This is a genomic window from Aliidiomarina indica, assembly GCF_015354615.1.
GTDB lineage: Bacteria > Pseudomonadota > Gammaproteobacteria > Enterobacterales > Alteromonadaceae > Aliidiomarina > Aliidiomarina indica.
In genome coordinates, this window is record NZ_JACAVQ010000004.1 from 69,947 (window position 1) to 82,079 (window position 12,133).

Below are 12,133 nucleotides of genomic sequence, written 5' to 3' on the forward strand. Positions count from 1 at the left end.
AGAAGCTACCAAACCGCAGAGTGGATGCTAAATAGCGGTATAGCACAGTTTGTCACTCTCTCATGATGAATAATAATGAAAGGAACGAGAGATGGCTCTTCGATTGATTAAAACCTTGTTGGCCTTATTTATCGGCCTCATGTGTTTATTTTACGGTTTCCAAAATGTTGCTAATTTAACCGAAGCGCACTTTTTTATGGGGTATGTGCTCGGTCTTAGCGATCATGAAGTGTATCCAAATACCTTCGCGTTTGGTGTCAGTAGCTCAGCCCTCGCATGGGTGGCAATCACGATTGTGATTGGGCTTGAATTACTGGCCGGATTCTTAGCGCTGCGAGGCGCTTGGGCGATGTGGCAAAACCGAAGTAACGACGGCGTAAGCTTTCAGGCCGCCAAAGATTCTGTGTACTTAGGGGCTGGTGTGGCACTTATTGTTTGGTTTGGTTTGTTCACCGTTATCGCGGGATCATTCTTCCAAATGTGGCAAACAGAATTGGGTGCGGGCTCCTTGATGGGGTCATTTCAGTATCTTGGCTCAATTGCACTGGTTACCTTTTTCATTGCAATGCCTGACAAAGATTAATCGTTTTAACATGTAACCAACGCTCGGGACTCACGCGATGCGTTGGTTACATGTCGGTTAAGCGATGCGTTTGGGCCAACGCGATGCGTTGGCTACCTTAACGCACTAAATGCCAACGGGTTTGACGGCCCGCCAGATAAACAACACGTTCACCATCAAAGTAAGCGCTTTGCTCCATCATTACTTGTACGAGCTGGTTGTCCCATTCGGGAACGGCTTGCTTGATGTTGCCCTCAATGGCGTAGGCGGTATTTGGATATAAGCGCCAGTCGCCTTGCACAGGGGTTGCACCTTGGTTGTCCCACATGCCAATGGTTGGCCCAGGAGCATGGCCGTAAAAGCCGATTGGGTGGGTGTAGGTGCTGCTTAAGATACCCTCAGCTTCCGCTTTTTCATGGGTGGCAAACAGAATTTCATTGCCGGTGCGGCCAGTCACGAACTCCCCAGTGAGAATATCTTGCCAACGATTCCCAGTACGCAGGGCATCTTTAAAGCCTTGTGGAATGTCGTCTTCATCGGCCTTAAGAACGTAGGCCATTTCTTGCGTATCGGTACATAATTTTAAGTAGCAAATGCCGACATCGGTGTGCAGCAAATCGCCCCGTTGAATCACCCCCGACTCACCGCAAAATGGCGTGTCTTCTTCGCAGGTAATGCCAGGACGCTGGAAGGTGACATAGGGCATAAACCAAATGGGCAACTGCAATTCTTTAAAGCGTTCGCGCAGGTACCATGCCACATCATCGGTGGTGGTGACGCCTGGCGTGATAACGCGTGAGCTAAAGGCTTCGGCGATGACGCCGCGCGCAATACCCACAATGTGCGGATAAACCGATAATTCCGCTTCTGTGCGCTGTTCAGTCCAGCGCACAACGAGGTTCTCGGCAGAAACAATCCGTTCTTGGTAGTCTTCCGGGAGGACTGCGAGCAAGCGCGTATGTAACGAAGAGCTAAGCCCGTCGGCGGCAGACCATTCCCGAGAAACGTTGATGCCAATATTATTTGGATTTTTACTGACAATCAGATCGCCTAAGGCTTGCCATTGCTCATCCAAGCTGCCGCCTTGCCAGGCCGCTTCATAAGGCGCGCCAAGCGGATAACGATTGACGGTAAGGCGTTCCACGGTACCGTCTTCCAGTCGATTAAACACCAACATGGTGGTGCGACGCGCCGCAAATGTGGGCTGCGGCACCAATGTGAAATAAATCGGGTCTTCGGCCTTTTCGCGGTTTAACACCAACCACATATCGATGTCTTGTTCTTCCATTAGCTGTGGCAATAGATTTTCAAGACGATCGGTGAGCATGTCGTTTTCAGGGGCAATGCGCGCACGTGGCGGCAGAATTGCAAAATCAGTCGCATTTTGAATGACGCGACCTTGGGCTGGTTCATCGGCCTGTACCGAAGATAGGGTGGAAAGCCCAAACGCGACAACACCGAGTGCGGCAAGGGCGAGGGCGATCATCAATATATTTCGAATATGCATAGAGTTGCCTTTGGAGGTCTTGTTGTTGAATGTGCCAATTGTGTTGTATTCATCCTAGCGCAAGCGGTGCGGATCTGACTAAATTTTTTCTGTGTGGCGAGTGATTTACTTATGCTCAGGATTCCGATGCGCGATTGAGCACGTCAAAGCGGCAGCACCCTTCTGAGCGTGATATGCTGAACCTAAGGGCCGATAAAGAGGAAGGTTGCGTGAGTGCAATTCATATTTCACAGCGGGTTGAAATTCCAGAATCCGAACTGGAGTGGCAATTTATTCGTTCGGGGGGCGCGGGCGGTCAAAACGTCAATAAAGTGGCGACGGCGGCGCAACTCATCTTTGATATTCGAGCATCGTCGCTCCCGGAATTCTACAAAGAGCGGTTGCTGGCGCGCAGTGATCATCGCATTACCCAAAGCGGGAAGATAATTATTAAATGCCAAGAAACCCGCAGCCAACTGCAAAACCGTGAGATTGCACTGGAGCAGTTTATTGCACTTATTCGCTCTGCTAACGTCAGTGCCAAGAAGCGTATCCCAACTCGACCCACGCGAGCGTCGAAACAGCGTCGGCTCGACGGCAAAAAACAACAGGGCGCGAAAAAAGCCCTCCGCAAGAACGACTTCTAACTAGTTCGGCCTCTTCAACCGTTCCGCCCTTAAACAGCTCCGCCTCTAAACAGTTCTGCCCCAGGGGTGGAACTCGGATTTGGACATTTCCGACCAAGAGGGAACTCGGATGGGGCGGTTTTATCCCCCTTGGCCCAACGCGATGCGTTGGTTACAGATGCCAATGGAAGAAGTTGGCGTGAGGGCCGGGGCGGATATCGGCGTGCACACTTTCTTCAATGTTGCGTAACTCGACAAACCCAAACAGCTGGCTAATAGCGCGCATGCGCAGAATCCAAGTGTCGCGCAGCTCGCTAATGGGCCCCATAAAGGGTGATTGGCATTCAAAGTAAATATCAGGAATCAGCTCGCCGAGGTAGTCGGTGTAGTAGGTGACAGGCGACCATTCTTCGCTTTGGCATAGCTTCCAGAAGACCAAGGGAAAGGTGAACTGAATTGCGGGAATATCTGAATGCCCCCCAAATCGCGCCCAATTATAGGCGCCCAAACCACTTCGGATAAGCACTAACAATAGCTCTGCCTGATGTTTTGGTTCTAACAGCTTCTTTCCGCGGGCAGTGAGAGTGAGATGGTTGTCGCTAAGCTCGACCACATCGGTACATTCAAGAATGCCTAGGGCATGGGTGTGGCAATCGAGCTCAATATTCATAAAATTATCGGACGCTGTGACGCGTTTTAGCATGGGCGCGCGGGCAACGGGGCCTGTTGTTAATGCCTCAAAGACGGGGGCTAGGATCTCTAGAATGGGCACCTTGGGCGGAATGTCAGGTATCTCGATGTCGAGAAACTCCGGAGAGTCATAGGGGCGCGCCAAAAATTGATACACCGTTTCGGGAATATCGTAGTCTTCCGCTGGAATTTCCCCATGATTAGCAGCATTGGGAGGATAAATCCCGGCATTTTTATAGATAACATTCACGAGATTCTGAAACGCTTCTTCCAGTTTCGCCATTTGCGGATCTGAGGCATCCCAGCTGTCGGTACCTAGCCAATCGCGCAGTTCATCCAGTTCGCTTTCATCCTGTTCCTCACGGAGCACCTGAAGAATATACTCATAGCCACTAACGCCGCCAGCATCCTCCGGTGGGCAACGACCGATGGCGCTCAAAAGAGCAGTGTCGCCGCTGTCGGCACTACCATATTCGAGCAATTGAATCATGTGTACCCAGCCATCGCCTAAGTCATATTCGTATTGAATGCAGGCGCCAACTTCCGGTAGAACTTCACGTAAAGTCACTTCGTGGTCGAGCAACGAATCGGATAGCTCGTCACGTTCGTGATCACAATCAACAACGCCCAAGGGCGTGACAAATTGATAGAGGTGGGCATCTTCCCAACCCATGGCACGCTGGATAAACAAATGCACGAAATCGAGTGTAAAATCTGCAGGGATGCGAATAATGCGCTCAATAGGTACGGGCGCATCTTCGAGTGAAATTAGAATGGTGGCAAAATGAGACAATGCAGGCAGCCCAGACAAATAGAATTCCTCTCTAGAATAGCGCTGACATAAAGGAAAGCAAGCGCGGTCAGTGCAGACAACGCTAGCACTTTCGGATCTATCAAATAGCGAAACGGTTTTTAGAGACTAGCCCACCGACCCCTATACTGTGTACAGGCAAAAAACCTTGGAGCCTGTATGCAACAAAAAGCGATTCTACCTGTACTGGATGTCCGCGAATTACAAGCGGGCGGTGAACGTAAACAAAAGTTTTTGGACGAGCTTGCGGAAGCAGCGCGTACGGTGGGCTTTTTCTATGTGTCCGGACATGAATTGTGTCGTTTGCAACAGCAAGTTTTACAGCTTTCAAAGCGCTTTTTTGACTTACCCTTGAACGACAAATTGGCGGTCGAGATGGTGAAATCACCCCATTTTCGTGGCTACACGCGTTTTCAAGGTGAATTAACCCAAGGTAAGCCCGACCGTCGGGAGCAGTTTGATATTATGGGCGAGCAAGCGCGCGTTCATTTTGATAACAGCGACCCACAGTGGTGGCAGTTAGTGGGACCAAATCAGTGGCCACAGGCATTGCCTGAGCTGCAGCCTGTACTAACCGCCTACCAAGATGCGCTGACGGAGCTTACCGTATCCCTGTTGCGTGCTTTTTCTGAAGCTTTGCAGCAACCACGTGATAGCTTTGCGGACAATTTATCGCAGCCTTACACCCACACTAAACTGATTCGCTATCCAGGATCGGACGATGCATCAGATCGTCAAGGTGTGGGGGCTCACAAAGACCCAGGCTACCTCACCATAGTGACGCAAGACGAGCACAGTGGCTTAGAAGTATTGAAAGATCACGAGGGTTGGGTTGCCGTGCCGCCGCTTGATGGTGCTGTCGTGGTAAATATTGGCGAGCTGTTGGAACTTGCCTCGGATGGTTACCTGCGCGCGACTTATCATCGCGTGGTTACACCGCCGGCGGGAATCGACCGATATTCTTGCGCGTTTTTTGTAGCGCCACAGTTAGATAGTGTCGTGCCCCTGCTTGAATTACCGGCACATTTGAAAGATCAAGCATTGGGTCCGAGTGCAGATCCGGACAATCCCCTGTTTTATCAAGTGGGTGAAAATGTGTTGAAAGGCCGATTGCGCTCGCATCCAGACGTTGCCCAAGCTCATTATTTTGGTAAAGCCTCATAACGGTAAGAAAATTAATCGGTTGTTGCTGATTTTCCGTACAGACGAGCACACGATGGGATTCTCTGGTCTATACTGTTGATGATTATCACGTAGATGGAGAATAATCATGCGAGGAAAAATTCTAGGATTTAATGCAGAACGTGATGAGGGTGCTATTGGGGGTGATGACGGAGTTCGTTATTTTTTTCGACTCCGCGATTGGATTTCCGATGAAAGCCCGATTGTTCAAACACGAGTTGAATTTGAAACCCAAGGCACGACTGCACTAAATGTACGTGCCGAGGGTGAAACCGCTTAAAAGCTAATCTTGTTTACGTGTGGCGTGCCAGTTAATGGCCTGCCACCGCATATCCCGAAAAACAAACACGCCGGAGTTGAGGAAACGTTCTTCATCTCCGGTTTCTTTATTTCGGGCTACCAGAACAAAATTGAGAATACCGACCCCATCTACATAATTCACATGCGGATAATCTGAGTGGTACCACACCGTGACGTCTTCATCAGGGGTAGGTTCCCGACCTTCCATTCCAGCCATCAGCTCCGCCTTGCCAAAGCGGGTACCATTTGAGCTCGTGTAAATTAACTCCTCCGCCCAAAATTCATCATGAATTGATGCATCGCCGACGCTTGCACCATATAAAAACCGATCTACCGCGACGAAAATTTCATCTTCACCAGCCTTCAACCCCGAGCTAGCAAACAACCCAAACACCATTAAAACCATCACCAATAACCGCATCACCAACCCTCCAATAACAGTTCCGCCCCAGGGGTGGAACTCTGTTTTCGTCCCTTTATTTACTCATGTTGCGAGAGCACCATCACATCAGTTACTTCAAGATGGCGGCCCCGCTCACGACTCACCGAGAAGCGTCCGGTAACCTCAACATCAGAACCCACATAAGAGGACACATCCATGCCATGCAAGCCCACGCGATTTAAAGCATCGTCCTCAATCCAGTAATGCTCCGGGTCTGCGTACATGCGGACGGTTCCTCGCGTGGTGACCACCTGGCTATCTAACGTATGGGCCTCCGCAACGATAACATGAAGTTCCAAGTTGCGAGGCTCGGGTGAGCACGCAGTCAGTAAAACCATTACCGCAAACAATAGAATGCCGCGCATGAACATCCTCTATTTTTATCGTCTGAACTAACAATCTAGCGCGACTGCGCGGGAATTGAAACTAACTACATGACGAGTATTGCAGTTCGCGCAACGAAGCGGACCTCGAGTGATAGAAAAGGGGGACAAAAACAGAGTTGTGCCCCAGGGGCGGAACTCGTGTAGCGCAGGTGGTGCTTGGGTTTTTGGGGTTTTGGCGAAGGGATGAAAACAGAGTTCCACCCCAGGGGCGGAACTGTTAGGTGACGGTGTTGCGCGTTTGGTATTGGGGGGCGAGGTGGGCTTGGGTGGTGATGATGTCGGCGAGGATGTTGACGGCCTCGGCTACCTCGGTAAAGGTGTTGTAGAGTGGGGCGAAACCAATGCGCAGGTACTGCGGAGCGCGAAAATCAGCCACTACGCCGCGGTCAATGAGGGCTTGGCAAATAGCGTAGGCTTCCGGGTGCGTGAACGAGATCTGGCTACCACGTTCTTCTTTTTGTTGGGGTGAAATACAGGACATTTCTTGCAGCAACTGGGCGTCATCCATGCACTGCAACCAGAAATCGCCCAAGGCCAGCGACTTATCGCGTATTACCTGCATGTTCGTTGCGGAGAAAATATCCACCGCCGCATCCACGGCAGCCAAAGATACAATGGGCGACGTTCCCACCATAAATTGGCGAATGGTATCAGCCCCCTGATAAGTGGGGCTGAAAGCAAAGGGGTCGGCGTGCCCGAGCCATCCATATAGCGGTTGGAGTGGTTGCTGTTGTAGGTGCGCAAGCCAGCGCGAGGCGACATAGATAAACGCCGGAGCGCCAGGCCCGGCATTTAGATATTTGTAAGTACAACCAACGGCAAAATCCACCCCATCTTGATCGACTTGAACCGGCATAGCCCCTGCACTGTGGGCTAAGTCAACGATCATTAGCGCACCTTGTTGATGGGCCTGAGTCGTTAAGGCAGCAATATCCAGTTTACGCCCAGTGCGAAAATTCACTTCGGTGACCAACACTGCGGCAGTGTCTGTATTGATGGCGTCAACAAGTTCATTTTCGGGCACTAATCGCAAGCGACAGCGGCTGCCGAGCAATGCATTTAACCCCTGCACCATGTAAAGATCGGTGGGAAAATTATCTTCCGTTGACAGTATTTCTTGGCGGTCGGGCTGGAGCTGCAGTACCGCACAAAGCGCTTTAAATAAATTCACTGAAATTGAATCGACACAGAGGGTTTGCCCAGGCGCGGCACCAATAAGCGCACCAATTTTATCACCCACCCGCAGCGGTAGGTCGATCCAGCCGTGCTTGTTCCAACTGGTAATTAAATCTGCCCCCCATTCATTGTTGAGGGTTTGATTTACCCGGTCGCGCACAGCGTGGCTCAACACGCCAAGGGAATTGCCGTCGAAATAACGCGTGTTGGCGGGCACATCGAAACGTTCCCTGAAGGAGGCAAGGGGATCTTTAGCATCTAAATTTCTGGCTACATCTAAATTCATTTCCGACTATTCCTGAGCATGATGAGTAAAAGCACGGATGGCGTTTAATAACACCGGAAAAGCAGAGGTGCGTGGGTGAATCAGATCAAAGTGACCTAGTTCTGGCAAAATCGTGACTTGAGCATCGGCTAAGTGCGTTTGCTCTTGGCTTACAATGGCGTCTTCTTCGCCATGAAGCAAGTGCACATTCGGTTGCGGCTGCACCATCATCTTTGCAACGGCCTCGGGCGCGGTGCTAACAAAACGCGCGGCCGACTGTTCACAGCCGCTATTGCCCTCAGCGTATGTTTGAATATCAGTAATCGCCGCCAAGCCAACTACGCCGGCAATGGCGAAACTATCTTCGTGCTGGGCCGCTAACAACGCCAAATGCCCACCGGCAGAGTGCCCCACCAACACTGCATTCTGTACAGCGAAATGCCTATCTTCTTGCAATAAGCGAAGGGCGGCATGAATATCATCGAGGGTGCCCGGCCAACCACCGCCGTCATCTCCCAAACGTCGAAACTCGAGCGCGGCCACGCTAAATCCATGCTCTCGCAGTGCGTGGGCTAACGGCCTACCGTGGGCCACGTCAAAAGCATTAAGCCAGCAGCCGCCATGAACAAACACAACTGAGCCCGCCCCGGCATCGCGTGCGTCGAATACCTCAATAAACTGGGCGTCCTCCTCGCCATAACGAAGCGTGCGGTCGGGTTGAACATCGGGGAGCTCGAGCACATCGCGAAAACTGACAGGAAGGGTCGATGCACTGAGTGAGGGTGGTACGGCAAAGGCAGCGCAGGCAAGAAGTACCGGAATGAATCTAAACACGGAGAATCCTATTTCAAATATATACAACAGAGGGCATTATGGCCCGAAGTTGTATACCGTGAAAAGGCCGTATTTCGATCACCTCGGCTGCAAATAATAGATCTCTGACAGAGGAATATTAAATTTACCGTCAGTCACTTTAACTTCTTCCCAGTAATCCACTACTATTGAGACATCGAACATCTGCAGGAGAATGTTATTCATGGGGATTCCAAAGGTGATGAGCGAAGACGTCGTGCTGCAGTTTTGGTTTGAGGAACTGTCGGCTGAGCAGTGGTTCAAGAAAGATACGGCGCTGGATCAATTGATTACTGAGCGGTTTAAAGCCCTGCATCAATCAGCGACCCAATGCGAATTATTCCACTGGCGCCACTCTCCTGAAGGTCGTTTGGCGGAAATTATTGTTCTCGATCAGTTCTCTCGGAATATCTATCGCGATCAAGCGGGCGCCTTTGCCTCCGACGCGCTTGCGCTTGCGTTAGCGCAAGAAGCGGTTGCTCAATGTGCCGATAATACCTTGTCGGCAAACCAGCGGGCATTTTTGTATATGCCTTACATGCATAGCGAATCGTTACCGATTCATGAAGTCGCAATGCGCTTATATGACCAACCTGGACTAGAATATAACTTAGAGTTTGAAATTCAGCATCGGGATATCATTGCCCGATTCGGTCGCTACCCTCATCGCAATGGCATCCTTGGTCGTGAATCAACCGATGAAGAAGTCGAGTTTTTAACCCAACCAGGGTCGTCATTCTAATTAAGGAGCAAGGAGTTGCTGGTGCAACCAAAATCAGGACGGCGGCTATCCGTATTGAGTGTATGTTTTGCTGTGATGGCAGGCAGCGCTTGGGCGGATCAAGACATGTTAACCCCAGAGTCGGATGAGATTGAACCCGTGCCATCGGCGGTGGAGCTAATCAATACATTTTGGGAGCTCGATAGCGAACACAAGCGTGGCCTCTATCAAATACGCACCTTTCAGGCGAATTATATTCTTCCCTATCACTACACCACGCGTGTGAACCGGCAACCCATTAGCCCCACGCGCGGACCGGCGGATCAAAACGCGACCTATCGCAGTGAAGAAGTGAAAATTCAACTGTCGCTGCGCACCAAAATTCTTGAAGATTTCCTGCTGCCTAATGCGGACGTTTGGGTGGCATATAGCCAGACATCATTGTGGCAGGCATGGAATCATCAAGATTCGGCTCCCTTCCGCAGTACCGATCACAACCCAGAAGTTTTTTATGTGGTGCCAATTTCGGCGCGATTTGACCCGATCCCCGGTACGCTGCGTCTGCAAATGTTACGCTTTGGCTTAGCGCACGAATCGAATGGTCAACGGGAACCGGAATCACGGAGTTGGAATTACTGGTCGTTTAGCGGTGCCTTGGAAGTAAAGGAATTACTGGTTGAAAGCACCTATAAATTGCGCATTCACGAATCAGAAGATGATGACGACAATCCTGATTTGACACATTATCGCGGCAACATGGAAACGCGGATTGGCGGCCTGTTGGGCGTCACGTCATTCACCCTTACCCGTGTGTCACCCAATTTATCTCTCAATCGTGGCTCTTGGCAGCTTGATTTCACCTATCCGCTGCGCCGGAGCGTGCCCGACGGTTTAAGGGTGCATTTGCAACTCTTCTCCGGTTACGGAGAAACTCTGATCGACTACAACCATCGCCAAAATCGAATTGGCCTTGGGTTTGTATTACTTAACCTTTAATCGCGTTGTTTACGACGCACGTATAAGGTTTTGCGCACTTTCGCGACAACCTCGCCTTGGGCGTTTTTTACGTACACAGTCCATTCTGGTAGTACTTTTTCACCCCGATCTGCGGCCGCTTTAATCTCGGCAAATTCTGTTTCGCTGATGGAAAAATCCGCATGCACGGTACCGCGGCCGGGGCTGACAAAATCAATATGGGCCGATTTATCCCAGACAATATACTCACGCCCGAGGCGCTGCATCAGCAGCAACATGTAGATAGGATCGACCATGCTATACAGGGAGCCCCCAAAATGGGTGCCGACATAATTTTTGTTGTACCAGCGTTGCCGCATTTCCACCCGTGCATGCATAGAATCATCACTAATGGAGGTGATACGAATGGCCGCGCCACGATATGGCCGATACCAATTCAACAAAAAACGAAGCCCGCTCGCACTATTCACCCAACGCCGAAGATACTTACGCATAACCATCCATACTTACCGATTGACTGATTGGACCAGTATGCAACATTGGCCGCGAAATTAATAATACTTGTTTCATCTGATGCAAAGTTCAAGCGGTGAAATTGCGACCAAGAAAACTTGCAAAAGCTGAGATTTGCGCCAAGCTTTTTCTAGCCGAACGAATTATTACATTGAAATTTATAAATTTTTGGGAGCCTAACCAGTGCTGTGGGTGCTTTCGCTGCATATTATTTTTCTGACTATCTGGGTGGCGGGCGCTTATTATGTGCCAGTGGTTTTGTCGGGTGCCGGTCGTCATGAAAACAAGTTTACCGATCCCCCGGCGGGCATTGATTCCATGGCCCGCTTTGTCTACACCCATATTGCAACACCGGCGGCGCTTATTAGTATTACCGCGGGCAGTGTGGTGTTTTGGCTCAATCAGACCACCGAATTTTGGCTCATCGCAAAGCTCACCTTAGTGACAGTAATGGCGGCGTGTCAGGCCAGTATGGGCTTGTTGATTATTCGCGTGGAGCGCAAAGAGTATGGCAAAGTTCGAGCGTTAAGCTATGCCCTTATCGTGTTACTGAGCCTGCTTATAGCTGCAATTTTGTGGATGGTACTAGCCAAGCCCAGTGTACCAGAGGGTGTGCCATGGACGTTGTAGCTTGGGACTTAAGGACGAACATCCCGTTGCGTGGCTTCTTTTACGTCGACCCCGACGCCGTACTCATACACCAATTGCGCACCCAGAAAGCCGGTAATTTTTATCAGGCCAAGGGTAAGAAAGCTCATGTAAATTCCCCAGGGCCAAATATTCACAACGGCATCTTCCCAACGCAACAGCAAATTAAAGGCTGCCAGCGACAGCATCATAACGGCCAATACGCCATGGGCCCATGCGGTGACCAATTTCCGAATTCTACGTACGGTAAACAAATCAATGGAGCCAGCCACACCAGAAAGTATGCCAAAGCCGACACCGACGCAGGCCAACCAATAGCTTGCCCGTGCCCAGAAGACGTCGTTAGTAACAACGAAAGCCACGTCCGATGCCACCAACATAATCAAAGCGGCAATGGGGAAATGAATCAGCGCGGGATGCAACGGATGGCCGAGGACTGCGGCGCGACTTTCAATTTTAGCGATGGGCATGCATGCTCCTTGATACAACGAACCGTTC

Annotated in this window: 15 protein-coding genes; 7 read left to right on the top strand and 8 right to left on the bottom strand. The window is 50.6% G+C overall.

What is annotated here, in order from left to right:
• Window positions 1-91: 91 nt before the first annotated feature.
• Window positions 92-583: a DUF2165 family protein gene (locus tag HXZ99_RS07570; protein ID WP_194756687.1), complete on the top strand. Its 492-nt coding sequence runs from the start codon at window positions 92-94 to the stop codon at window positions 581-583.
• 97 nt (window positions 584-680) lie between these two features.
• On the opposite strand, the gene HXZ99_RS07575 is transcribed toward HXZ99_RS07570, so the two are convergent.
• Window positions 681-2,069, bottom strand: a complete 1,389-nt coding sequence (locus HXZ99_RS07575) for a M24 family metallopeptidase (RefSeq protein ID WP_228517788.1) — start codon at window positions 2,067-2,069, stop codon at window positions 681-683.
• 209 nt (window positions 2,070-2,278) lie between these two features.
• Between HXZ99_RS07575 and arfB the strand changes: the two genes are divergently transcribed.
• Entirely contained in the window at window positions 2,279-2,695 is a 417-nt protein-coding gene (gene arfB, locus HXZ99_RS07580; protein WP_407928508.1) for an alternative ribosome rescue aminoacyl-tRNA hydrolase ArfB, read from the top strand.
• Between the two features lie 151 nt (window positions 2,696-2,846).
• Here the strand turns inward: arfB and HXZ99_RS07585 are convergent, their stop codons facing one another.
• Complete coding sequence (locus HXZ99_RS07585) at window positions 2,847-4,175, bottom strand: plasmid pRiA4b ORF-3 family protein (protein WP_194756688.1); 1,329 nt, start codon at window positions 4,173-4,175, stop codon at window positions 2,847-2,849.
• Between the two features lie 159 nt (window positions 4,176-4,334).
• Between HXZ99_RS07585 and HXZ99_RS07590 the strand changes: the two genes are divergently transcribed.
• Window positions 4,335-5,339, top strand: coding sequence for an isopenicillin N synthase family dioxygenase (locus HXZ99_RS07590; RefSeq protein ID WP_194756689.1), 1,005 nt, complete (start codon window positions 4,335-4,337; stop codon window positions 5,337-5,339).
• A 106-nt stretch (window positions 5,340-5,445) separates the two neighbouring features.
• Complete coding sequence (locus HXZ99_RS07595; RefSeq protein WP_194756690.1) at window positions 5,446-5,637, top strand: hypothetical protein; 192 nt, start codon at window positions 5,446-5,448, stop codon at window positions 5,635-5,637.
• Window positions 5,638-5,640: 3 nt separating this feature from the next.
• Here HXZ99_RS07595 and HXZ99_RS07600 read toward each other — a convergent pair whose 3' ends face one another.
• From HXZ99_RS07600 to HXZ99_RS07615, 4 genes are all read right to left on the bottom strand, one after another.
• Window positions 5,641-6,078, bottom strand: a complete 438-nt coding sequence (locus HXZ99_RS07600) for a nuclear transport factor 2 family protein (protein ID WP_194756691.1) — start codon at window positions 6,076-6,078, stop codon at window positions 5,641-5,643.
• Window positions 6,079-6,137: 59 nt separating this feature from the next.
• Window positions 6,138-6,464, bottom strand: a complete 327-nt coding sequence (locus HXZ99_RS07605; RefSeq protein WP_194756692.1) for a hypothetical protein — start codon at window positions 6,462-6,464, stop codon at window positions 6,138-6,140.
• Between the two features lie 238 nt (window positions 6,465-6,702).
• Entirely contained in the window at window positions 6,703-7,947 is a 1,245-nt protein-coding gene (kynU, locus tag HXZ99_RS07610; RefSeq protein ID WP_194756693.1) for a kynureninase, read from the bottom strand.
• A gap of 6 nt (window positions 7,948-7,953) precedes the next feature.
• Window positions 7,954-8,760: an alpha/beta hydrolase family protein gene (locus HXZ99_RS07615; RefSeq protein ID WP_194756694.1), complete on the bottom strand. Its 807-nt coding sequence runs from the start codon at window positions 8,758-8,760 to the stop codon at window positions 7,954-7,956.
• A gap of 202 nt (window positions 8,761-8,962) precedes the next feature.
• Between HXZ99_RS07615 and HXZ99_RS07620 the strand changes: the two genes are divergently transcribed.
• Together HXZ99_RS07620 and HXZ99_RS07625 are read left to right on the top strand one after the other, a co-directional pair.
• Entirely contained in the window at window positions 8,963-9,520 is a 558-nt protein-coding gene (locus HXZ99_RS07620; protein ID WP_228517791.1) for a DUF924 family protein, read from the top strand.
• A 21-nt stretch (window positions 9,521-9,541) separates the two neighbouring features.
• Window positions 9,542-10,495, top strand: coding sequence for a phospholipase A (locus tag HXZ99_RS07625; protein ID WP_194756695.1), 954 nt, complete (start codon window positions 9,542-9,544; stop codon window positions 10,493-10,495).
• Here HXZ99_RS07625 and HXZ99_RS07630 read toward each other — a convergent pair.
• Window positions 10,492-10,968 carry a DUF4442 domain-containing protein gene (locus tag HXZ99_RS07630; RefSeq protein WP_194756696.1) on the bottom strand — a complete coding sequence of 159 codons (477 nt, stop codon included), beginning with the start codon at window positions 10,966-10,968 and terminating at the stop codon, window positions 10,492-10,494. The genes HXZ99_RS07625 and HXZ99_RS07630 overlap by 4 nt on opposite strands.
• Before the next feature lie 202 nt (window positions 10,969-11,170).
• Between HXZ99_RS07630 and HXZ99_RS07635 the strand changes: the two genes are divergently transcribed.
• A complete protein-coding gene (locus HXZ99_RS07635) occupies window positions 11,171-11,617 on the top strand; it encodes a CopD family protein (protein WP_194756697.1) in 447 nt (148 codons plus the stop codon).
• A gap of 8 nt (window positions 11,618-11,625) precedes the next feature.
• Here HXZ99_RS07635 and HXZ99_RS07640 read toward each other — a convergent pair whose 3' ends face one another.
• Window positions 11,626-12,105: a DUF2231 domain-containing protein gene (locus HXZ99_RS07640; RefSeq protein ID WP_194756698.1), complete on the bottom strand. Its 480-nt coding sequence runs from the start codon at window positions 12,103-12,105 to the stop codon at window positions 11,626-11,628.
• Window positions 12,106-12,133 lie beyond the last annotated feature (28 nt).